Source organism: Faecalibacterium sp. AF10-46 (assembly GCF_003604105.1).
In the GTDB taxonomy this organism is placed as follows: domain Bacteria; phylum Bacillota; class Clostridia; order Oscillospirales; family Ruminococcaceae; genus Faecalibacterium; species Faecalibacterium taiwanense.
Map to the genome: position 1 here is coordinate 138,631 of NZ_QVGY01000006.1, position 23,051 is coordinate 161,681.

Annotated in this window: 24 protein-coding genes and 1 pseudogene; 15 read left to right on the top strand and 10 right to left on the bottom strand. The window is 54.3% G+C overall.

Translation table 11 applies throughout. From position 1 onward, the window contains the following. The first annotated feature begins 27 nt into the window (after positions 1-27). Positions 28-1,953 (top strand): BMP family ABC transporter substrate-binding protein, encoded by a 1,926-nt coding sequence (locus tag DWV57_RS08450; protein ID WP_120020521.1) that lies wholly within the window; start codon positions 28-30, stop codon positions 1,951-1,953. Positions 1,954-1,990: 37 nt separating this feature from the next. After that, on the top strand, positions 1,991-2,647 hold the full coding sequence (locus tag DWV57_RS08455; RefSeq protein ID WP_097776402.1) for a metallophosphoesterase family protein: 657 nt from the start codon (positions 1,991-1,993) through the stop codon (positions 2,645-2,647). Between the two features lie 133 nt (positions 2,648-2,780). Here DWV57_RS08455 and DWV57_RS08460 read toward each other — a convergent pair whose 3' ends face one another. The 10 genes from DWV57_RS08460 to DWV57_RS08505 form a co-directional block, all read right to left on the bottom strand. Then, complete coding sequence (locus DWV57_RS08460; RefSeq protein ID WP_005944609.1) at positions 2,781-3,089, bottom strand: DUF6465 family protein; 309 nt, start codon at positions 3,087-3,089, stop codon at positions 2,781-2,783. 298 nt (positions 3,090-3,387) lie between these two features. Then, positions 3,388-3,867, bottom strand: coding sequence for a hypothetical protein (locus tag DWV57_RS08465; protein ID WP_120020522.1), 480 nt, complete (start codon positions 3,865-3,867; stop codon positions 3,388-3,390). A gap of 246 nt (positions 3,868-4,113) precedes the next feature. Then, on the bottom strand, positions 4,114-4,752 hold the full coding sequence (locus tag DWV57_RS08470) for a GDSL-type esterase/lipase family protein (RefSeq protein ID WP_118529068.1): 639 nt from the start codon (positions 4,750-4,752) through the stop codon (positions 4,114-4,116). A 6-nt stretch (positions 4,753-4,758) separates the two neighbouring features. Next, entirely contained in the window at positions 4,759-5,688 is a 930-nt protein-coding gene (locus DWV57_RS08475; protein WP_120020523.1) for an ROK family protein, read from the bottom strand. A gap of 15 nt (positions 5,689-5,703) precedes the next feature. After that, a complete protein-coding gene (locus DWV57_RS08480) occupies positions 5,704-6,408 on the bottom strand; it encodes an N-acetylmannosamine-6-phosphate 2-epimerase (protein ID WP_120020524.1) in 705 nt (234 codons plus the stop codon). A gap of 3 nt (positions 6,409-6,411) precedes the next feature. After that, the gene (locus DWV57_RS08485) at positions 6,412-6,861 is read right to left on the bottom strand and encodes a YhcH/YjgK/YiaL family protein (RefSeq protein WP_005944594.1); all 450 of its coding nucleotides are present in this window, start codon (positions 6,859-6,861) and stop codon (positions 6,412-6,414) included. Positions 6,862-6,932: 71 nt separating this feature from the next. Beyond that, positions 6,933-7,862, bottom strand: a complete 930-nt coding sequence (locus tag DWV57_RS08490; protein ID WP_120020525.1) for a dihydrodipicolinate synthase family protein — start codon at positions 7,860-7,862, stop codon at positions 6,933-6,935. 253 nt (positions 7,863-8,115) lie between these two features. After that, positions 8,116-9,090: a carbohydrate ABC transporter permease gene (locus DWV57_RS08495; protein ID WP_005944590.1), complete on the bottom strand. Its 975-nt coding sequence runs from the start codon at positions 9,088-9,090 to the stop codon at positions 8,116-8,118. 15 nt (positions 9,091-9,105) lie between these two features. Further along, positions 9,106-10,029, bottom strand: a complete 924-nt coding sequence (locus DWV57_RS08500; protein ID WP_207666247.1) for a sugar ABC transporter permease — start codon at positions 10,027-10,029, stop codon at positions 9,106-9,108. Positions 10,030-10,141: 112 nt separating this feature from the next. Further along, positions 10,142-11,491, bottom strand: a complete 1,350-nt coding sequence (locus tag DWV57_RS08505; RefSeq protein WP_120020526.1) for an ABC transporter substrate-binding protein — start codon at positions 11,489-11,491, stop codon at positions 10,142-10,144. A 473-nt stretch (positions 11,492-11,964) separates the two neighbouring features. Here DWV57_RS08505 and DWV57_RS08510 point away from each other — a divergent pair, with 473 nt between their 5' ends. The 13 genes and pseudogenes from DWV57_RS08510 to DWV57_RS08565 form a co-directional block, all read left to right on the top strand. Beyond that, entirely contained in the window at positions 11,965-12,810 is an 846-nt protein-coding gene (locus tag DWV57_RS08510; protein WP_118529080.1) for a MurR/RpiR family transcriptional regulator, read from the top strand. 631 nt (positions 12,811-13,441) lie between these two features. Next, positions 13,442-13,657: a helix-turn-helix domain-containing protein gene (locus DWV57_RS14515; RefSeq protein WP_165853682.1), complete on the top strand. Its 216-nt coding sequence runs from the start codon at positions 13,442-13,444 to the stop codon at positions 13,655-13,657. A gap of 129 nt (positions 13,658-13,786) precedes the next feature. After that, positions 13,787-14,665, top strand: a complete 879-nt coding sequence (locus DWV57_RS08520; protein ID WP_120020528.1) for a DUF6017 domain-containing protein — start codon at positions 13,787-13,789, stop codon at positions 14,663-14,665. After that, complete coding sequence (locus tag DWV57_RS08525) at positions 14,634-15,497, top strand: ParA family protein (protein ID WP_120020529.1); 864 nt, start codon at positions 14,634-14,636, stop codon at positions 15,495-15,497. The genes DWV57_RS08520 and DWV57_RS08525 overlap by 32 nt, the downstream gene beginning before the upstream one ends. Further along, the gene (locus DWV57_RS08530) at positions 15,454-16,383 is read left to right on the top strand and encodes a ParB/RepB/Spo0J family partition protein (RefSeq protein ID WP_120020530.1); all 930 of its coding nucleotides are present in this window, start codon (positions 15,454-15,456) and stop codon (positions 16,381-16,383) included. The genes DWV57_RS08525 and DWV57_RS08530 overlap by 44 nt, the downstream gene beginning before the upstream one ends. Positions 16,384-16,444: 61 nt before the next feature. Then, positions 16,445-16,867: a hypothetical protein gene (locus tag DWV57_RS08535; RefSeq protein WP_120020531.1), complete on the top strand. Its 423-nt coding sequence runs from the start codon at positions 16,445-16,447 to the stop codon at positions 16,865-16,867. Between the two features lie 8 nt (positions 16,868-16,875). Next, on the top strand, positions 16,876-17,496 hold the full coding sequence (locus tag DWV57_RS08540) for a DUF3846 domain-containing protein (RefSeq protein ID WP_120020532.1): 621 nt from the start codon (positions 16,876-16,878) through the stop codon (positions 17,494-17,496). A 30-nt stretch (positions 17,497-17,526) separates the two neighbouring features. After that, positions 17,527-17,985: a PcfB family protein gene (locus tag DWV57_RS08545; RefSeq protein ID WP_120020533.1), complete on the top strand. Its 459-nt coding sequence runs from the start codon at positions 17,527-17,529 to the stop codon at positions 17,983-17,985. Then, positions 17,982-19,763 carry a VirD4-like conjugal transfer protein, CD1115 family gene (locus DWV57_RS08550; RefSeq protein ID WP_120020534.1) on the top strand — a complete coding sequence of 594 codons (1,782 nt, stop codon included), beginning with the start codon at positions 17,982-17,984 and terminating at the stop codon, positions 19,761-19,763. Before DWV57_RS08545 ends, DWV57_RS08550 begins: the two co-directional genes overlap by 4 nt. 136 nt (positions 19,764-19,899) lie before the next feature. Beyond that, on the top strand, positions 19,900-20,115 hold the full coding sequence (locus DWV57_RS08555) for a Maff2 family mobile element protein (protein ID WP_120020535.1): 216 nt from the start codon (positions 19,900-19,902) through the stop codon (positions 20,113-20,115). A 227-nt stretch (positions 20,116-20,342) separates the two neighbouring features. Continuing rightward, positions 20,343-21,209, top strand: coding sequence for a VirB6/TrbL-like conjugal transfer protein, CD1112 family (locus tag DWV57_RS08560; RefSeq protein WP_120020536.1), 867 nt, complete (start codon positions 20,343-20,345; stop codon positions 21,207-21,209). 15 nt (positions 21,210-21,224) lie between these two features. Further along, positions 21,225-21,587, top strand: coding sequence for a PrgI family protein (locus DWV57_RS14520; protein ID WP_165853683.1), 363 nt, complete (start codon positions 21,225-21,227; stop codon positions 21,585-21,587). Then, positions 21,562-22,998 (top strand): annotated as a pseudogene (locus DWV57_RS08565) (conjugal transfer protein TraE); the annotation flags it as partial. The gene DWV57_RS14520 and the pseudogene DWV57_RS08565, both read left to right, overlap by 26 nt. Positions 22,999-23,051 lie beyond the last annotated feature (53 nt).

The following is a 23,051-nucleotide window of genomic DNA, read 5'->3' on the forward strand; positions in this document are numbered from 1 at the left end:
CATTGCAGCTGAGAAAAAGGAGCAACTATGCTGGAAGATTACAAGAACGCACTGAAGAGCGGTCAGCGCGCTTACCGTGCCTGTGTGGCGCGCGGCCAGTCGCCGTATCTTGCAGTGCTGGACGATATTCTGGTCAATGTGAACATCGTGGCGCAGGAGCCGCTGGGCCTTGTGGAGCTCCCGGCGGAAAGCATCGTCGGAACAAAGACCAGCGGCCGTCACACCGCCTTTGCACCGAACTTTATGCCCCTGCTGGAGCCGGACACCGAGTTTGCAGCCAAGTGGTCGAACCTCTGCGATGCGCATTTGGAAGAAGGAATCCACACCCCCATCATCGCCTATGAGTTTCTGAACAAATTCTATGTGCAGGAAGGCAACAAGCGGGTATCGGTGCTCAAGTATTTTGATGCGGTCAGGATCGCGGGCACGGTCACGCGGCTCATCCCGGAACGGAACGATAGTCTGGAAAACCGTATCTACTACGAATTTCTGGATTTTTACAAGCTCTCCAAGGTCAACGATGTGCATTTCTCCCGTCTGGGGGGTTACGCAAAATTGCAGACGCTGGTGTGCAAGGCCAGCGGTGAAAGCTGGACGGATGATGACCGGCTGAGCTTTTCCGCCTTCTATACCATGTTCCGCCAGCAGTTTCTGGCTCTGGGCGGCGGCGGACTGAATCTGACTGCCGGCGATGCCATGCTGGTGTATCTGTCAGTCTACCGTTACGCGGATGCCTGCGAGAGCACGCCCAGCCAGATGAAGCAGAATCTGGAAAAGCTGTGGGATGAGGTGAAGGTGCTCACCGAGCCGCAGGCCGTGGCCCTTTCGCTGGAGCCGAAGCAGGGCCCCGGCGAACCGCTGCTGGCAAAGCTGAACATCTTTACAAAGCCCAGCGAGCTGCGGGTGGTGTTCCTGCACGAGCACAATGCCGAGAGCAGCGCGTGGGTGCGTGCCCACGACAAGGGCATCGAAGCGCTGCAGCAGGCGTTCCCGGACCGGGTATTCATCACCCGCAAAGAGAACATTGAGCCTGAGGTGGACGCGGAGCAGGTGCTGGAGGATGTGGCTCACGACAATGCCGACGTGGTGTTCACCTCAAGTGCCCGGATGCATACCGCCTGCCTGAAGGTGGCGGCCCAGCACCCCAAGACCCGCATCCTGAACTGCTCGCTCAACGCACCGCACCCGCTGGTGCGCACCTACTATCCCCGCACGTATGAAGTGACCTATCTGCTGGGCATTCTGGCCGGTGTACTGACCAAGACCGACCGCGTGGGCTATGTGGCGGCAAACCCGGTGTACGGCATCCCGGCGGCAGTAAACGCCTATGCGCAGGGCCTGAAGACCGTGCGCCCGGACGCAAAGGTGGTGCTGCGCTGGGCCTGCCTGCCGGACCCGGCACACCCGCTGGATTTCTCTGACCGGCCGGATGTGGAGATCTTCTATGCCCGTGATAACCGCGAGCCGGAAGGCACCCACCGGGACTACGGTCTGTGCCGCCGCCAGCCGGACGGCACCCTGCAGCCGCTGGGCCTGCCGGTGTGGCGGTGGGATACCTTTTATACCGAGATCATCCGTTCCATTTTTGACGGAGCGTGGGACAACGATGCAGCGGGAGCCAGAGCCGTGAATTACTGGTGGGGGATGCGCAGCGGCGCAGAGGAGATCGATTACAGCAAAGACCTGCCCGCAGGCACTTTACAGCTGCTGGACCTGATGGAAAAGATGCTGAGCGAGAACGACCTGCGCATCTTCCCGGAAGACCTGTACGCGCAGGGGCATGTGCTGCACTCGCCGGAGGCCGTGGTCTACAGTCCCAAGGAATTGATGGAGATGGACTGGCTGGACGAATGCGTGGAAGGTGCGCTGCCGCACTACGATGAATTGGATGTAAAAACGCATACGCTGATGGCGATCAACGGCCTCAATACCCTGAAAGGGTTTGTGAAATAAGCGGCCCTCAGGCCGAGAGAGAACGGAGCAAACCGATGTGAAAATTCTTGCAATTTCGGATGTGCCCTCTAAAGCACTGTGGGACTACGGTACCCGCGAACATCTGGAAGGCATCGACCTGATCCTTTCCTGCGGGGATCTGCCGCAGAAGTATCTGGAATATCTTACGAACTTTACGGCTGCGCCCATCTTGTATGTCCACGGCAACCACGACGGCAGTTACAGGGAAAATGAACCTGGCGGATGCATTTGTGTGGACGACAGCGTGTATGTGTGGAAGGGCCTGCGCATTATGGGACTGGGCGGCAGCATCCGCTACAATAACCGGGAGGACAGCTTCCAGTATACGGAAAGGGAAATGCGCCGCCGTGTGCGCAAACTCTGGCGCAAGGCCCATCATGTGGGCGGCATCGACCTGCTGCTCACCCACTCCCCGGCGGCTGGCCTGAACGACAGCACGGATCATGCTCACAAGGGTTTTGCGTGCTTCAATGATCTGATGGATGAATACGAGCCGCAGTGGTTCGTGCACGGCCATGTGCACCTGAACTATGATGCAAAGCTGCCGCGCGTGTGCACCCGCGGCAAGACCACCGTGATCAACGCTACCGAGCGCTATGTGTTCGAGATCCCGGACCCGGACCCCGTGATCCAGCATCATCCGATCTGGAAAAGATGGTTTGATGTAAAATGAAAAGCTGCCTTGCATTTTTGGATGCAGGGCAGCTTTTTTTACGGTTTAAAATGGAGCCTTGTGTGGGAACGGACAACCCGCCGCAAAACAGGTGCGGAGTGCTTTGCAGCAGGAGAAAAGAATACAGGAAAAGTTACAGCTCCAGCTTGCCGGAGACTTTGTTGATCACGTAATAGGCAGCGTCTTCCTCGGGCTTGACGTATACCTTGCAGGACTGCACGCCAACCTTGTGGGTAGCGCGGTAATCGGCCTTGGCACGGTCGATGATATCGGTCACGTTATACTGCTTGCCACTGAACTCCACATACAGCTCCGGTGCAAGCGGAGGACGGCCGCGGCGTGCAGGGGCCTTGGCAGATTTACGGGTCTTAGACTCCTTGGCCTCAGCGGCAGGAGCTTCCACAGCAGGAGCAGCCGCTGCGGTCTTTTTCTTTTCGGGCATAGATGAACCCCTCCTTGATCGTATTTGGATGCTGCACAGGGGGCTGCACAGCATTGGCTCCATGAAATATATTACTTATATAATAAGTTTTTAGAAAGGGTTTGTAAAGTCTTTTTTGCAAAAAACTTTCGGAAAAAGGCAGGAAATCAGGTGTGAAACTCATTGAAATGCATTTTGATGCAGCAGTATTACGGAACTGCCACAAAAACACGCAAAAAAGGCGGACCTTTCTGGTTTGTGCCGGGAACGCTCCCACTACAAACCCGGCGGGTAAAAGCGGCGGCTTTCCGGCCCGGATTTACTCCCGGCAAAGCTCCTCGGCGTGTTGCACAACAGGGGTAAGAAGCTCCTCGTCCCAGTCCTCGGCAAGGGTGAACAGCAGCTGATAAACGGCGGCCTGCGCCTGACCCTGCGGGCGCTTTTGGGCCAGCGCAAACGCGGTGGAAAGCATTTGCAGCTTGAGGGTGTGGATACTCTCGGGCGCAGCCCACAGGCGGACAAAATCGTAATCGTTCGTGTTGCCGCAGGGCATGGCACAGGTGGCGCAGCCCGGGGCAACGCGGTGTTTTTCAGTCTGGACGATGGCAAGCATCCGCTGCAGCCTTTCCTCCGGTGCATCCGGCTGCGCGGCAAGGCGCAGACCGGCGTTCAGCACCTCGTCGGTGTCGTCCGTTTTGGGCTCGCTGGTGGTGGCCCTTGCAAGGCCCACAAGGGCACCCAAAAGGGTATCTCTTGCCTGCTGAGCAGGGGTGACAGGCGCTTTTAAAAGTTCAGGCATGGCACAGTTCCTTTCAATGGTTCTTTCTGCGGAAAGTATAGCCGATTCTGCTATGTTTTACAAGATGAACAAAACGGAAATTAAAAATAAAATATAGGCTGCTTGTGAGTTTGATGCCGTTTGTGGTTATGACCCTATTTCGTGAAAAAAGTTCTCAAAAAGCCCGCAGGCTTTTTGAGAACCCAATAAAAATAATAATTCCACTAAAGATGCTCAGAGCGAAGCGGAGAGCATTTAAAATCGTGCTCAGATCAGGCCCGGCACTTCTTTTGCCAGAAGCTCCGCCAGCTGTGCGTGGCCCTTGCGGGTCAGGTGCATGAAATCCACCTTGTTGAACTCGCAGTCCTTTGCGTTCAGGAAGTGCACACTCTGCCGTTCGCAGATGATGCGGAACTGCTCTGCCACACCGGCAGACTTCTCCACACAGCCATCGCCCATCACAGCATCGTGGAAGCCTGCACCGATGGGAGGAGGTGCCACCACCAGAATGTTGGGCTGTTTGGTGCCCCAGCAGTCTACGCTCTTGGCTTTGAGGATGAGCCGCTCCATGCCTGCAGCAATGCAGGCGGCATTGGCACCAAAGCGCTCCTTCACATCGTTCGTGCCCAGCATGATGATGAGCAGGTCGATGACCTCGTGGCTCTTGAGCAGGGCATAGATGACGCTGAGGGCATCCATAGATTCGTGGATGGGGTCCACAAATACGGTGGTGCGGCCGGAAAGTCCCTCTTCGGTCACAAGGTATTCGTCGCCCAGCGCCTTCTGCAGGCGGCAGGTCCAGCGCTCCTCTTCATTGAAGCGGATGCCATGGTCGGCGCAGTCGTTGGGGTCGGCACAGTAGCCGTGGGTGTTGGAATCACCCAGACAGAGGATATGTGTTTTCATATATGATTACTCCTTTTCCATGGTCTGCCGGAAGTAGTACACTGCGCCCACCATACCGGCATCGTTGTGCAGCTGAGCGGCGCGCACTTCCAGCCCCTCTGCAAAGGCGGGCATGACCGATGCTTTCACCTTTGCGGCAATGGGTTCGATCAGCAGTTTCTGCTGCGCGCTCACGCCGCCGCCGATCAAAATGAGCTGCGGGTTGAAGATGTGCACCATGCCTGCAAGGCCCTGTGCGATCTCGTCCGTCCAGTGGTCCAGCAGGGCAAGAACTGTCTCGCTGCCTGCTTCGGCTGCGGCAAAGATGGCGCGGCCATCCTTCCAATCGGGGTCCTTTTCCTGTGCGGCGCGCACCAGCGCGGTGGTGGCAGCGTAGCGTTCCCAGCAGCCCTTTGCGCCGCAGGTACAGTCCACACCGTCCAGTGCGTGGGTGCGGTAGTGGCCCAGCTCACCGCCAAGGCCCCGTGCACCCTCTAATAAATGGCCTCCGGTCAGGATGCCGCCGCCCACGCCGGTGCCAAGGGTCACACCGATTACGTCCGTATAGCCCTGTGCAGCGCCGACCCACACTTCACCCAGCGTCATGCAGTTGGCGTCGTTGGCCACTGTGACTGGCAGGCCGAAGTCCTCTTCCAGCACAGCCTTGATAGGGCTGCCGATGTAATTGGGAAAGTTGCCGCAGGTACCGGCCACGATGCCCTTGCGGCTGTCGATCTGACCGGTGGCCGAAACGCCGATGCCCGCAAGACTTTCCACCGGGATGGAATTTGTAGTCAAAAACTCCTTTGCGGCCTTGCGCACGGTGGTGAGAACAGGCGTCTGGTAGCCGTCAAAACTGACACTCTCTTCGCCTTTGAGCAGCACCCTGCCGGTCTCGTCCACGATGCCCAGCTTGACGGCAGTGCCGCCGATATCAATGCCAAAATACTGTTTCATCCGGCACACTCCATTTTACTTTTTTGCGGCGTTGATGGCACCGGTAAAGCGGGCCGTGATCTCTGCCGGGCGGGTGATGGCACCGCCCACCACCAGTGCGAATGCACCGGCTTCCAGCGCCTTGACCGCCTGCTCCGGGTAGTGGATGTGGCCTTCGGCAATGACCTTTGCCGGGCACTCTGCGACCAGCTTATGGACAAAATCAAAGTCGATATCGTCAATGCCTTTTGTCTCCGGGGTGTAGCCGCGCATGGTGGTGCCCACAAAGTCGGCACCGGCTTCGGCGCAGGCCATGGCGTTCTCAAAGTTGTCGCAGTCCGCCATCACCAGCTGGTCGGGATATTTTGCCTTGATGGTGCGGATGAACTGGGCAGAGGTGGAGCCGTCCGGGCGCAGGGCACCGGTGCCCTGCACGGCAAGAATGTCTACCCCGCACTCCACCAGCTCGTCCACTTCCTTCATGGTAACGGTGATGTACATGGGCGTGCCGGGGTAGTCCTTTTTGATGATGCCGATGACCGGCAGATCCACCACCTGCTTGATCTGGGTAATGTCGCGCACGGTGTTGGCACGGATGCCCACAGCACCGCTCATGGCGGCGGCTTTCGCCATCAGCGGCATCACGCCGCCTTCTTTCGTGTACAGGGGCTCTGTCTCCAGTGCCTGACAGGAGACGATCAGACCACCCTTGATCTGAGCAAACAGCTTTTCCTTATCCATCGTTCAATCCTCCATCCGAATCTTTACAACAGCCTTGCGCACGCCCACACAGCCGTGCTGTACAAGGCCGGGTTTGTGCAGCTCAGTAGGGAAGAACAGCACAAAGCGTCCCTCGCCCAGTGTGCCGGTCACGACACTGGCGCTGTCCTGAAAACCGCAGTCGCCGGTAAAATCGCCGATCTCCCTGCCGGGATTTGTGGTAAAGCCCCAGCCCTCGCTGCCGGTGATGTCGAGCTGCAGGTCGGCGTACTTTTTGTGATATTCCGGGTGGTAGCCATCGTCCGAATGGAGCGTGGCATCCATCGTGTTGATGAATACTTCCTCGCCATCCACCTCGGTGCGGCCCAGAGGCAGGCTGGCAGGGTCGTGGGTCAGCAGGTAATCAATGGCCGTGTCGAGATTTTTGCAAAGGCCCTTGTAGCGCGTCAGGTGCTGCAGGGTATCACAGATCATAAAACGTTCCTCCAAAAACAAGCGCCCGCTCTCCCCTCTGAAAAGAGACGGAGAGGGGCACTGCTTCAATTTTACAGTTTTGCGATGGCAGCTTCGATCATGGCCTGTGCTTCGGCCACGATGGCTTCATCTTCCGGGATCAGGCCGGGCATCGGCTCACGCACGCCGCCCAGCTCCAGACCGTACATCCGGCGCAGGATCTCCTTCTGCACGGCGTACAGGTTGCCATGGGCTTCACACATCTTGTAGATGATGCGGTCGGCCTCGTACTGGATGGCGCGTGCGGCTTCGATCTCGCCCTTGTTGATGTGCTCGTTCATAGCCAGATACAGCTCCGGCATAACAGCGTAGGTGCCGCCGATGCCGCCGTCTGCGCCGATCACGCGGCCGGAAACGAACTGCTCATCGGGGCCGTTGAACACCACAAAGTTGCCCTCGCCGCGGGCGGCGATGCCGGCATCCTTGAACATCTGGATGTCCTGCGTGGGCATGGAGCTGTTCTTCACAGCCACTACATTGGGGTTCTTGAGCATTTCCTTCAGCAGGCTCATGGTCAGGCCGGTGCCTGCCAGCTGCGGGATGTTGTAGATGACGAACTCGGTGTTGGGAGCAGCAGCGGACATATCGTTCCAGTACTTTGCAATGGCGTACTCCGGCAGGTGGAAGTAGATGGGAGGAATGGATGCAATGGCATCCACACCCACGCTCTCGGCATGGCGGGCCAGCTCCACGCTGTCGGCGGTATTGTTGCAGCCGACATGCGCAATGACGGTCAGCTTGCCCTTGGCTTCGCTCATCACGGCTTCCAGAACGGCCTTGCGCTCATCCACGTGCTGGTAGATGCACTCGCCGGAGGAACCGCCTACATACACGCCCTTGACGCCCTTGGCGATCAGATGGCGGGTAAGGGCCTTGACACCCTCGGTGGAAATGTTGCCCTCTGCGTCGTAGCAGGCGTAAAAGGCGGGGATGACACCCTGATATTTTTTGATATCTTTCATGTTCCAAACCCTTCTTTAAAAATAGTAATAAATACAGATGAAATGGTTTTGCATCAAGCTCGTACGCTTTCTGTTCCGGGCAGCGGCATCAGCGCCCTCTTGCGGTGCCCTGCATCCGCTTCGGCCCTTGGGCGGGCCTTGCGTCTTGCAGACCGCTGCGCCAAAAATCCCTCCCTGCATGCCCCTTTTTGTCGCTGCGCGACATCTTCCCCCGGCCGGGGGAAGTCTTTGCCCGCAGGCGGCGGTCGGGATTTTAGCCCTTAACAGCACCCATTGCGATGCCCTTGGTAAAGTACTTCTGGAAAATGAGGAAGATGATGATGATAGGCACAGCAGCCAGTGCGGCACCTGCCATGATCAGGCCAAAGTCGGTGCTGTTCTCAGCCTGCAGCTTTGCAATGCCCAGCGAGATGGTCAGGTTGCTGGTGCTGGACAGCATGATCAACTGCATGAAGTAGTCGTTCCAGCTGTTGATGAAGGTAAAGATGGCCAGTGCACCGATGCCCGGCTTGACCATGGGCAGCACGATGTCGATGAAGGTCTTGGCCTCGCTTGCACCGTCGATGCGGGCCGCTTCCAGCATCTCAGTGGGGATGCCCTCACTGAACTGCTTCATCAGGAACACACCAAAGGGCCAGCCCACGATGGGGAAGATGACGGCCCAGATGGTGTTGTACAGGTTCAGGCTGCTCATTTCGCGCAGCAGGGGGATCAGAATGACCTGCTTGGGCAGAGCCATTGCACACACGATGAGGGTGAACAGCAGCTTGCGGCCTACAAAGCGCTTTTTTGCCAGTGCATAGCCGGCCATGGCGGCGGTGATGCAGGTGAGGATCATGGACATGACGGCCATGAACACGGTGTTGATCATCCAGCGGATGGCAGCGGGAGCGGTGGGGCCTACCGAGAAGTAGATGGGCTCGCCGTTAGCGCTGAACTTGGAGCCAAAGGGCACAGCCAGCTGCCACAGCGGGGCGCTCTTGCCGGAGAACAGCTTCTGATAGTTTGTCAGCACCCACTGGCTGGGCCACCATTCCGGGGTGGTGGCGTTGATGGCGGCACCGGTCTTGAAGGAACCGGTGATGATCCAGTACAGCGGGAAGGCGAACAGCACCGCAACGATGCTGATGAGGATCAGCGTCAGGATCATGTAGGCGCTCATTCTCTTGAGCTTGCTGGGGTGACGCTTCAACGGTTTTTGCTTTTTTGCAGCGGCATTTGCACTCATTGTCCGGCACCTCCTTTAATTATCCTGATTGCCCAGCTTGAACTGGACAGCCGACAGAATGGCGATGATGATTGCCAGCACAACACCCATTGCGTTGCCGTAGCCGTAGCGGTACAGCTTGAAGGCGGTGTAGTAGATGTAGTACATGATGGTATCGGTGCTGTGGTTGGGGCCGCCGGAAGTCAGCAGCTGGATCAGCGCAAAGCACTGGAAGGAGTTGATGGTGGTAATGACCAGAATGTACAGGGTGGTGGGCATGATGGCGGGCCACTTGATCTTCCAGAAACACTGGAAATCGGTGGCACCATCCACTTCTGCGGCTTCCACGATGGACTGGTCCACATTGCCCAGAGCGGAAACGTACAGCACGATGGGCTGGCCCACAGAGGTGGTGAGCAGGATCAGGATGATGCAGCCCAGAGCAAAGCGCTCATCGCCCAGCCAGTTGATGTTCTTGTCAATGAAGCCCAGAGTCTTGCCCAGATAGTTGAAGATGCCATAGTAGTTGTTGTACATCCACTTCCACACCACGGTAACAGCCACAGAGCCGGTGACCACGGGCAGGTAGAACACGCAACGGAAAAGGCTGGTAGCCCACTCGGGCAGGTCTACGATGGCAGAGGAGACCCACAGCGAGAAGGCGCAGGTCACGGGCACGGACACCACCACGATGATGAAGGTGTTCTTCAGAGCACCCAGAAAGATGGGGTCTGTGAACAGTTCCTTATAGTTTGCAAGCCCCACAAAGATATCGGCACGGTTCATGGTGGAATCGAAGAAGCTGGTCACCACGCACAGCACCATGGGGTAAATGACGAAGCCCAGAAAGAAGATCAGGCTGGGCAGCAGGAAGCAATAGGAAGCGAAGGTCTCGCGCCGTACCAGCGCACTGCTGCGCTTAGGCTCTTTGATCGCCGTTTTTGCAGCCAAGAGAATCACCGTTCCTTTCGGTTATGATTTTTTTTTTACAAATAAAGCCCCTCCCTCGTCGGGATCTTCGAGGAAGGGGCGAAGCGTCAATAATTATCTGCCCCCGGCAGAGTGGATGGGCTTATGCCTGTGCGGCAGCGTTTGCGTTGTCCACAAAGGTCTTGACGGCAGTCTCGACATCCTCACCGGAACCGACGCGCTGCAGCATGTTCCACCACTCGGTACGTGCGGTTGCCCAGCCCGGAGTGATCTGGTAGTAGTCGCCCAGATAAGCCATGAACTTGCTGTACTCGCTCATGATCTCGTTGTCGGCGTAGATATCGCCCACGCTGGTGCGGACCGGGAAGTAGGTGGAAGCCAGCACACTGTCCTTGACCTGATCGGGGTCGGCAGCGATGAAGTCGATGAAGGTCTTGGCTGCTTCGATCTTGGCCTCGTCGCCGTTATCAAAGATGCCGAAGCCCCAGATGCCGCCGCACAGCTTCGGGTCGCCGCTTTCGGTGGGGAAGGCCATGGGGAAGATCTCGTCGCCATCGTTGGTCAGACCGGCGGCGTTGTTGTCGCTGTTGGCCTGCTGTGCAATGTTCCAGCAGAATGCCATCTGCAGGGTGCCGTTGCGGAACAGGGTGATCTCGTCGCCGCCTGCGATGGAAGCGTCAAAGTTGATGCCCTTGGTGTCGTGCAGGGTCTGGATCGCCTTGATGTTCTCGGCAGAGTCGGCAGTGTACTTGGTGTGGGCTGCATCGGTAAAGGTGCCGCCGTACATGTTGTTGATGATGGCGCGGGTGCCCTGGTCACCGCCCTGACCTGCGCAGTAGATGGCTGCAACGTTCTCGTAACCGCCGTTGTACAGGGCATCAACGGTCTTCAGGAAGCCGTCGGTGCTCCAGGTATGCTTGTCGGTATCAATGTACTGGTCAGCGCCCACTTCCTTGACCTTGGTCATGTTCACGGCCATGCAGTGTGCGGTCATGCACAGGGGATACTCGTAGTAGTTGCCGGCAGTGTCCTTGCAGGCGGACTCAACGGACTCGTAAATGTCCTTCTTGGCATCGTCGGTCCACAGGTCGTTCAGCGGAGCCATGACGCCCTTTGCGCCCCAGTTTGCAACCAGACGCTCGGGACCTTCCATGATCAGATCGGGTGCGCTGCCGCCCTCGATGGCGGTGTTCACCTGATCGTCGCCGTTGGTGTAGTCCAGATACTCCACAGTGACCTTGATGTCAGGATACTTTGCGTTGAAGCTGGAAACCAGACCCTGAACGGTGTCGTCATTGCCCCAGCCGCCGATGGGGTATGTCCACAGCTTGATGCTGGTGGAAGAAGCAGCTGCGCTTGCAGCAGTAGAACCTGCGGTGGAAGCAGCAGTGCTGGTGCTTGCAGAAGAGCCGCCGCATGCGGCCAGAGCGCCGGCTGCGCCCAGAATGCCAGCGGCCTTCAGGAACGAACGGCGGGAAATGCAGTTTTTCATAGTAGTTTCTCCTTCGCATTCAAGATGCTTCACGTTGTTGGCGGCCTGCCGTGCCAGCGGCCGCTCTTGATGGCTCCATTATAGAAAAATATTTTCATTTTGTCCATTCATGGTTTTCATAAATTTTCAGAATGACAGTGTGCATTGTGCACAAAAGTGTGGGATATATGTTGAAATGCAAAGAAAATTCTGCTTTACTCTTCTGAAATTATTACAAAATGGTACAAACCCACCAAAACGATAGTGAAAATGTTTTTCTAAACAAAAATGTAAAATTGAAAGATATTTTCACAGAATGGCCGGCTTTTCCGCCAAAACTGTGTGCTCTGCACAGAACTGCGGGCCAAAATGTGGGCAATGCGTCTCTTGCGAAGCGGGGACGATTCTTTTATACTTTTTATAAAGGTGAATGAAACGGTCGGCAGCTGATCCGGGTCGGTGGACTGCTGCGCCGGAAAAGAGGAAAAAGAAAAATGGCAACGAATTTTTGGGAGCTGCTGCAGCAGCATCAGGGCGACCTGACAAAATCGGGCCGCACCGTGGCGGACTATCTTGTGCAGCACGCGGCAGAGGCACAGTATCTGTCCATCTCCTCGCTGGCAAAGGAGTGCTGTGTGGCAGAGGCAACGGTGTTCCGCTTCTGCCGGGCGCTGGGGTTTGAGGGCTATCATGAAATGCGCATTGCGCTGGCGCAGGCCAACGCCACCGGTGCACTGGTCAACCAGCATGTGCCGGAGCCGGATGCCGACACGGCAGCTTTGTGCGAGCACGCCAGCGCCCTGCTGATGACTACTATCAATGGCACCCAGAACAGTCTTTCGCCGGAGGCGGTGGACAAGGCTTCGGAACTGATGCACAAGGCCCGGCAGGTGTACTGCCTTGGTCAGGGCGGCAGCATGTATATTGCAAATGATATCTGCGCCCGCTTTGCCTGCATCTCCACCAAGTTCCGCACGGCAGGCGACAGCCATATGCAGCTGATCACGGCCAGCCTGATGACCCCGGAGGATGTGGTGCTGTTCGTTTCCTATTCCGGCGCTACCCGCGATATGCTGGAAACGCTGCGCGCGGCCAAGGCGGCGGGCGCAAAGATCATTCTGCTCACCCATTATGAGGATTCGCCCGGCGCAAAGCTGGCGGATATCGTGCTGCTGTGTGGTGCGCAGGAAAGCCCGCTGGACTCCGGCAACATCCCGGTCAAGGTGGCGCTGCTGTATGTGGCTGAAGTGCTGGTGCTGCGCTACACCATGGACGACCCCGAAAATGCCAACGCCGCACAGGATCGCACCAGTGAAGCACTGGCGGTCAAAATGCTGTAAAAATATTGCCCGCAAGGCCCCTGCAGATCCCGTGTTCTGTGGGGGCCTTGGCATATCCGGCAAAGGGTGCACAAAATTTGTTTCTGATCTTTTTCAAAAAAAAATAGACCTCATCTTTTTGATGAAGTCTATTTTTCTTTAGCCTCTTAACTTAACGGCATCGGATGAATGCCTGATGGGCTTTTATGCCGGTGGTGGGGGTCTCCCGCGCACTGAGCAACAGCCCGCAGGGCTGATTGCTCCCCTGCTGTGCAGGGTCGTGCTGTTCGACCCGCTCACACGCCGCAGATAAAAAGAAAGCCCCCCAGACAAGCTGGAGGGCTTCCTTTTTATGCCGGTGGTGGGGGTCGAACCCACACGTGTTATTAGCACAAGGGATTTTGAGTTTTTATACTCATCTTCCATCTGGTGCCATCCAGTGATATCTGGCGATATCTAGTTCCCGGCGCAAAAAATGTTTTTTAGCGCATCTGCGCTATGTTTTCGCCCAAACTTACGACTTTTCGATTGTTTTTCCCTCTATCCCGGTTTTTCAATTTGGAACGTCCAAAAGAAAATTGGAGGGATATTTAGGAGGGATGCAGAGCTAAACGCCCCTCTGCTTAGGCACAAAATGAAAGGAAAGTCAAGGATGATGAATAAAATTCAAGCAAAAGAACTTTACGAGAAAATGTTTGCAAACTATCCCGATGTTCTTACCGTGGAGGATGCAACAAAATTATTAGGCTTCAAAAGCCAGACTGCCGTGATACGGCGGGTGCATCAGCACAGGATTCGCTGCCTGAAAGTTGGCCGATCTTTCATGATTCCTAAAGAATATCTCATCGATTATCTTTTGGATGACTAATCATATCGAATATTGTACCGCACAGCACACTACTTTTTCAACAAAAATAGTGTGCTGTTTTTATTTACTCCCAAAAGATAGGAGGTCTTATTTTGAACATTAAAAAGGACACACCGTTGAAAAATCAGCATGACCCTTGATTACTTCTATGGACAGGCCGGAGAACTTTTCTCATTCTACCGCATCCCCAAAGCACTGTTTCAGGAACCACGATTCCAGAACTTGTCAACCGATGCCAAAACACTGTACGGTATTCTGCTCGACCGCATGAGCCTGTCTGCTAAAAATGGCTGGCTGGACGAGCAGGGCCTGGTGTTCATCATCTTCACGATTGAGGATGTCAAGAGGGCGTTGTGTTGCGCAGACAACAAAGCGACCAAGCTGCTGCGGGAACTTGAAGAATTTGGTTTGATTGAACGAAAACGCAGAGGTTTGGGCAAGCCAAGTTTGGTGTATGTGAAAAACTTTTCGGCAGAATCGTCAAAATCAATATTCCAGAATCGTGATTTTCACGATTCTGGAGGCTTCAAAAGCGCAAGTCAAGACCCTGCAAAATCACGATGTAATAAGACTGATGAAAATAATACTGAAAAGAGTGAAACTTATCCTTTCTATTCGGAAGAAGAGGATGGGATGAGCAAACGCGAACAACTGGAAGAATATTTTTCACAGTCTTTGGAGGTGGACACTCTGCTCCGGCTCTGCCCGGACGATGAGGACACCCTCTATCAGATCGTAGATTTGCTGGTGGACACCTGCGCCACCAATCGCAAGATGCTGCGCATTGCTGGGGACGATAAGCCCGCCGAAGTCGTGCGCAGCCGCTTTATGAAGCTGAACGCCGACCACATCCAATTTGTGTTGAAGTGCCTTGCAGAGAACAGCAGCCCGATCCGAAACATGAAACAATATCTGCTCGCTTCTCTGTACAACGCACCGACCACGATGCAGCTGACCTATCAAAATCGAACGAACCATGACTTTGCGCACGGTTCCCAAAGGGGGTGATTTTATCGCAAAGAAATGTACCACGATTGCCATTGTCAACCAGAAAGGCGGCACCGGCAAGACCACGACCTGCGAAAATTTGGGCATCGGCCTTGCTGCCGAGGGCAAAAAAGTTCTGCTAGTGGATGCTGACCCGCAGGGCAGCTTGACCATCAGCATGGGTTGGCAGCAGCCCGATGAGCTGCCCACTACCCTTTCCACCCTGATGGCAAAAGCCATGAACGACCAGAGTATTCTGCCCGGTGAAGGTGTCCTGCACCATGATGAAGGGGTTGATCTGATTCCTGCCAACATCGAGCTGGCAGGTCTGGAAGTATCCCTTGTCAATACCATGAACCGGGAGAAGATGCTGAAGCAGGTGCTGGAAAGCGCAAAACGCGAGTACGACTATATCCTGATTGACTGCACTCCTTCCCTCGGTATGTTGACGGTCAATGCCTTAGCTGCGGCAGATACGACATTGATTCCGGTGCAGGCGCAGTATCTTCCGGTTAAAGGTTTGGAGCAACTGCTCCAGACCGTCCAGAAAGTCAGGCGACAGATAAACCCTCACTTAAAAATCGAGGGCATCCTGCTGACCATGACAGACAGCCGCACCACTTACGACAAGCAAATCAGTAATCTGATCCGCCAAGCCTATGGCGGAAAAATCAAGGTATTTGAGCCAACCATTCCACGCTCTGTCCGTGCTGCTGAAATCAGCACGACCGGCGAAAGCATTTTCACCTATGACCCAAAGGGTAAAGTAGCGGAAGCCTATCAATCTCTGACGAAGGAGGTGCTGGCCGATGCCGAAAAGCAGCTTAAACGTGTCACTGAAAGCAGCAGATGACATCTTCTCCACCGAAGAATCCCGGCAGGAGGAAAAGTGGGAGCAGGTGCAACAAATTCCCCTTGCAGAACTGTTTCCGTTCAAGAACCATCCTTTTAAGGTGCTGGACGATGAATCCATGCAGCGCACTGTGGAAAGCGTTGAACAGTACGGAGTACTTTCGCCGCTTATTGCCCGGCCCCGACCAGAGGGTGGTTATGAAATCATCTCCGGCCACCGCCGCCAGCACGCTGCTCAGCTTGCCGGGCTGGACACACTTCCTGTCATTGTCCGAGAAATGGATGATGATGCCGCCATCCTGCTCATGGTGGACAGCAATCTCCAGCGCGAGAGCATTTTGCCCAGCGAAAGGGCTTTTGCGTACAAGATGAAGTTGGAAGCCATGAAAAGAACTAGCGGTAGACCGTCAAAAGAAAATGTGTCCCAAATTGGGACACAAAAACGTTCCGACCAAATCATGGCCGAAGAACTTGGTGAAAGTCGCAATCAGATTCAACGTTTCATCCGTCTGACCAATCTTATCCCGGAACTACTTGACATAGTAGATGAAAAGAAAATTTCGTTCAATCCCGCTGTGGAATTGTCCTATCTGGACGAAGCCCAACAGCGGGATTTTTTAGAAGCCATGAACGATACGCAGAACTTCCCATCACTCTCACAGGCACAGCGGCTTAAAAAGCTGGCACAGGAAGGACATTTCTCGTATGACGTTGCCTTTGCTGTGATGGGCGAGCCGAAAAAAGACGAACTGGATAAGGTGATTATCAAAAATGACACCTTGCGGAAATACTTTCCCCGTAACTACACGCCAAAGCAGATGGAAGATACCATCATCATGCTGCTGGAACGCTGGCAGCGCAAACAGCAGCGTGAGAACGAACGCTGACCATACCGTACTGAAAGACCCGATTGGGTCTTTTTCTTTTGCAAATAAAGGAGAAAAGCCTATGAACAACACTACCCGTACCATCCGTTCTGAAGAAATCACCATTGATATGCGCGTCCTCACCATCATGGAGGATGGGCGAAAGAACGGCGAAATCTATCTCGCCGCCATCGCACCTAACATGGAACTTACCGTTATCACGCTGGACGAAGCCCCCGACATCCTGCCCTGTTTCGATGAAGATGATGCCTGTGTCAACATCCCTGACAGCACCCTGATGCTCTGCTACAACCCGGCGCAGGTGCTGGAACTGGGCGGCAAGCACTATCTGACCGGTCCGGTCATCCTGATGCGCATCGACATGGACGGTGACATTATTTCGCTGTCCATGGATGAACTCTACCGCTTCCAGAAGTATCTGGCAGGTCACAGCATTACCCTGATGGCTGACGATCAGAAGTTGCCCTGCATCTGCATGGAGTGAGGAAGCCTATGAAAAAATTTGATGTGGAGATCACCGAAACGCTTCAGCGCACGGTATCCGTAGAAGCTGCCTCGCAGGAGGAAGCAGAGCGGATGGTCACGGAATCATGGAACAACGATGATTATGTCCTCGATTCCAAGGACTTTATCGACGTTGACTTCAAAACCGTGGGCGAACACGAACTTTCTGAAAACAAAGAGAAGCTGGATGTTCTTCTGGTTCAGCCCGGTGCGTATCCGCAGAAAATCAGCATCGGCACCGACCTGAAGGATTTGCAGGATGCCGTCGGCGGCACGATCACAGCCACTTATCCTTTTACTGACCCGGTGGCCATCGTGTGCAACGATGAGGGCAAACTGCTCGGTCTGCCCATGAATCGCGCCCTGCGGGATGAACACGGCCAGACCTATGATGTGGTCGCAGGAAATTTTCTGGTAGTCGGTCTGGGTGAGGAAGATTTTGCCTCGCTCTCTCCAGAACTGGCGCAGAAGTATGAGCAGTTCTTCCACCAGCCTGAAACCTTCGTTAAACTGGGCAGTCATCTCGTGATTCTGCCCACCCCGGATGAAGCTGTCCAGCCCGCAGAGGAAAAATCCCACATCAAGCCCCCCGCAGAGCATGACCGTTAAAATCATCTTGTTGCACAGGAGGTGGTGACAATGCAGGAAGAAATCGAGCATAAAACGGTCAACTTTGCCATCTCGACCACAAAGCTATCTGCCCGCACCCTGCTGCATGGGATGCAGTTCCTGCTGCGGCAGTACGATAAGCACGCTTCGCAGGGCAAGCAGTCCATGAAACGGCTGGTGCGGCAGAATCGCGGTGTAACCAATGTCGAGATTCAGAAAACCGGCATCAAGGACTTTGACAAGTATGCCAAACGGTATCACATCGACTATGCAATCCAAAAAGACCTGTCCTGCACACCACCTCGGTTTCTGATTTTCTTCAAGGCACAGGATGCAGACGCTCTGAACGCTGCGTTCAAGGAGTATTCGGCAGCAGTATTGAACAAGGCCGAGCGTCCCTCTGTGCTGACCAAGCTGCACGATCTGGCACAGGTCATTGCCAACCTCCCCGACAAAGTACGGCACAAAGAGGAGGAACGTGGCTTATGAACAAGAAAAAGTTTACCAAGCTGCTGGCTCTGTACCTGCCCTATTTGGTGATTGGGCTGGCCGCGACCAATCTGGGCGAGTCATGGCGGCTGGCCGAGGGTAAGGAGTTGGGCGACAAAATCGTGTCGCTGATGGGAACGCTCCCGGCTGCATTTGCAAATCCGCTGCCCAGCCTGCATCCGTTTGACTTGTTCATTGGTCTGTGCTGCGGTGCCGGGATGCGGCTGGCGGTGTACCTGAAAGGCAAAAACGCTAAGAAGTACCGTCACGGCATGGAGTACGGCTCTGCCCGGTGGGGAAATGCCAAGGACATTGCCCCATTTATGGCCGAAAAATTTGAGGATAACATTATCCTCACCAAAACGGAACGGCTGATGATGTCCAACCGTCCATCCGATCCGAAAAACGCCAGAAACAAGAATGTTTTGGTAGTCGGCGGTTCTGGCAGTGGTAAAACGCGCTTCGTCCTGAAACCGAATCTGCTGCAATGCAATTCCAAAGATTTTCCGGTATCATTCGTGGTCACCGACCCGAAAGGTACAGTCGGCGTTGAATGTGGTAAGGCCCTGTTAAAGTACAGCTACAAGCTAAAATTCTTCAACACAATCAACTTTTCCAAGTCGATGCACTATAACCCCATGGCGTATATCCACAGTGAAAAGGATGTTCTGAAACTCGTGACCGCACTGATGACCAACACAAAAGGTGAGGGTCAGGGAGCCGACCCATTTTGGGACAAGGCGGAGCGGCTTTTGCTCGTTTCGCTTATCGCATATCTCCACTATGAAGCCCCGGTTGAGGAGCAAAACTTCGCAACACTGTTGGAAATGCTCAACACCATGCAGGTATCCGAGGACGATGAAACCTATCAAAATCCGGTTGACCTGCTGTTTGAGGATTTAGGCAAGAAAAAGCCCAATTCCTTTGCCGTGCGCCAGTATAAACTTTACAAGTTAGCCGCAGGTAAGACCGCCAAGAGCATCCTCATTTCCTGCGGTGCCCGCCTCTCGCCCTTTGATATTCAAGAGATCCGGGATGCGACCATGTACGATGAGCTGGAGCTGGATAAGCTGGGCGACCGAAAAACAGCCTTATTCCTTATCATGTCGGATACAGACAGCACGTTCAATTTCCTTATCAGCATGATCTACTCCCAGCTTTTCAATTTGCTCTGTGACAAGGCAGATGATGTGTACGGCGGAAAGCTGCCTGTCCATGTGCGCTGCCTGATCGACGAGTGTGCCAACATTGGCCAGATTCCGCAGCTGGAAAAACTAGTGGCAACCATCCGCAGCCGCGAGATTTCGGCCTGCCTTGTGCTGCAAACCAGAAGCCAGTTGAAAGCCATCTACAAGGATAATGCGGATACCATCGTGGGCAACATGGACAGCCAGATATTTCTGGGTGGCAGCGAGCCTACTACCCTTAAAGATCTTGCCGAAGCACTCGGCAAGGAAACCATCGACAGCTACAACAATTCCGATACCCGCGGCAATAGCCCAAGCTATGGCACCAACTACCAGAAACTCGGCCACGAGCTGATGAGCCGGGATGAGCTTGCTGTTCTGGATGGTGGCAAGTGCATCCTGCAGCTGCGCGGTGTCCGCCCATTTTTGAGCGACAAGTACGATTTGACCCAGCATCCGAACTACAAATTAACATCGGATGCCAACCCCAAAAACGCTCTGGATATTGAAAAATATCTGAGCCATAAAGAAAAAATCCACTCGGATGACCAGTTCGTCCTCGTGGATGTTGATTCACTCCCGCCCGCCTGACAAAGACGAGCGGTTATTTTTTACCCTGGCCCAAAAGGCGCGCCAGCAAATCAGCGCTTGCCGCAGTTTGCGGCAGTTCATCACTGGATTTCAGGTGTGTGCAGGGTCACTTTTTCAAAACAAAGGAGATGCAATTATGGAATTTTTCAACAGTGCAGTGGATGTTCTGAAGACTCTGGTCGTTGCTCTGGGTGCCGGTCTGGGCGTGTGGGGTACTGTCAACCTCATGGAAGGCTACGGCGGCGATAATCCCTCCGCAAAAAGTCAGGGCATGAAGCAGCTGATGGCTGGCGGCGGCGTGGCCCTGATTGGCATCACTCTGGTACCCCTGCTGTCCGGTCTGTTCGGCTGATCTTTTTTGGGCGGCATTTGCTGCCCTTACATATTACTTGCAAGCAGCTTCCAGCCCCACCGTGGCAAACGGCTTCTTATTATAATAAGGAAGCGCATTGCAAACCGAATACTCACCTTTATTTTGAAAGGACGGTGCTTTTATGCAGCTTCTGACGAACATTATCTTTCTGCTCAACCTGCTCAAAAATTTGATCAATCATTTTTCCTGATGGGTGGTGGCTCTGAGTGGAAACAGTTCTCAAGGCGATCTCGGATTGGATCAAATCGTTGCTGACAGCAGCCATCATGTCCAATCTCAGCGGCCTGTTCGATGATGTCAACACCCAAGTAGGCAGCATTGCACAGCAGGTCGGCACCAAACCATCCAATTTTGAGCCGCGTGTTTTTGCCATGATCGAGGCACTATCCCGTAATGTGGTTCTGCCCATCGCAGGCATCATCCTGACCTTCATTGCCTGTTACGAACTGGTTCAGATGATTACAGAGCATAACAACATGGCGCAGTTTGAACCAGCATTGATTCTAAAATGGATTTTTAAGACTGCCATTTCGGTCTGGATGATTTCAAACACTTTTGACATCATCATGGCCGTATTTGATGTAACCCAGCAGGTCGTGGCAAATTCCAGCGGCATCATCAGCGGCAATACGAGGGTCAACGACATTGGCTTGTCGATGCTGGAAAGCAGTATGATGAGCATGGATGTCGGCCCACTGTTCGGCTTGTTCCTGCAAAGTTTTCTGATCGGCATTACCATGCGCATCCTGTCCATCGTGATTTTTGTAATCGTGTACGGAAGAATGATTGAGATCTATATGATGGTCAGTCTGGCCCCAGTGCCTATGGCCACATGGGGCAACCATGAGCAGAGCCATGTCGGACAGAATTACCTGAAATCCCTGTTTGCGCTGGGCTTTCAGGGCTTCCTGATTCTCATCTGTGTTGCCATCTATGCCGTATTGATCCAAAACATTGCCATTTCCGGTGATGCCATTGGCTCCATCTGGTCAATTGTGGGATACACCGTACTGCTCTGCTTCTCACTGTTCAAGACCAGTTCTGTTGCAAAAACTCTGCTGGGTGCCCATTGATTCGGAGGTGAAATTTTGGCAGCTTATATTTCTGCTCCGCGCGATTTCAGCAAGGTGAAATCCAAAGTGGCGTTCAATCTGACCGCACGGCAGCTTGTTTGTTTCGGTGCAGCGGCAGTTGTAGGGGTGCCGCTGTTTTTTGTTCTGCGGGATACCGCAGGCAATACCGGTGCGACCCTCGGTATGATGGCAGTCATGCTGCCCATGTTCTTTCTGGCTATGTACCAGAAAAACGGCCAGCCCGCTGAAAAAATCCTGATGTACTACATTCAGGCACGGTTCATCCGCCCGAAAGTACGTCCGTATCAGACACACAACTACTATGCACTGCTTATGAAGGGAGATGAAGCCCATGATTCCGTTTCTGAAAAAGAATAAGGACGGTAAGAAGCCGCCCAAGTCCAACGTACCCCGCACGGCGCAGGAAAGCATCCCATTCCAGCGGATGTTTGAGGATGGCACCTGCCGTGTTCGACCCGGCTACTATACCCGCACCATCCAGTATCAGGATATCAATTATCAGTTGGCACAGCCGGAAGACCGCACTGCAATTTTTGAGGAATGGTGCTCCTTCCTCAATTTCTTCGATAGCTCCATCCACTTTGAGCTGTCCTTTGTAAACACTGCCACCGATTCCGCAGACTTTGAAAAGTCCATCCGCATCCCATATCAGCAGGACGGCTTTGATGATGTCAGAGCTGAGTACAGTCAGATGCTGCGGCAGCAGCTTTCCAAAGGCAACAACGGCCTGACCAAAACGAAGTACCTGACTTATGGCATCGAGGGTGACAGTATGACGCAGGTCAAGCCCCGTCTGGAACACATCCAGAATGACTTGATGAACAACTTCCATCGGCTCGGCGTTTTGGCGAAGCCGCTGGACGGTACGGAGCGTCTGCGGCTGATGCACGGGATGCTGAACATGGATGGTGCCAGCAAGTTTCACTTTGACTGGAAAGACCTTGTACCCAGCGGCCTGTCCGTAAAGGATGCCATTGCGCCCACTGCGCTGGCCTTTAAGAACAGCCGTACCTTTCAGATGGGCGGCATCTTCGGCGCAGTCAGCTTCCTGTCCATCACTGCTTCGGATTTGAGTGACCAGCTGCTGAAAGACTTTCTTGATATGGATTCCAGCCAGATCGTCACCATGCACATTCAGTCGGTTGACCAGAACAAGGCCATCAAAACCATCAAGCACACGATTACCGAACTCGACCGCAGCAAGATCGAGGAGCAGAAAAAAGCAGTGCGCGCCGGGTACGATATGGACGTGTTGCCGTCCGATCTTGCGACCTATGGCCGTGATGCAAAGGCTCTGCTGAAAGAATTGCAGTCGCAGAATGAACGAATGTTTTTGGTGACATTCCTTGTCCTGAACACCGGCAAAACCGAGCAAGAACTGGAAAATAATGTTTTTCAGGCCAGTTCCATTGCGCAGAAGCACAACTGCGAACTGTGCCGCCTTGATTTCCAGCAGGAGCAGGGCCTGATGAGCAGCCTGCCGCTGGCGGACTGCCAGATCGAGATTCAGCGTGGCCTGACCACCAGCAGCACGGCCATCTTTGTGCCCTTTACCACGCAGGAACTTTTTGATGGCAGCAAAGAGAGCCTGTACTACGGCCTGAACGCCTTGTCCAACAACCTCATCATGGTGGACAGAAAAAAGTTGAAGAATCCCAATGGTTTGATCCTCGGCACCCCCGGCTCCGGTAAATCGTTCAGCGCAAAGCGCGAGATCTGCAATGCGTTTCTCGTGACAGACGACGATATCGTCATCTGCGACCCGGAATGCGAGGTGCGACACGAAGTCGCGTAATGTATTGCGTGTAAACGCTACTCTAT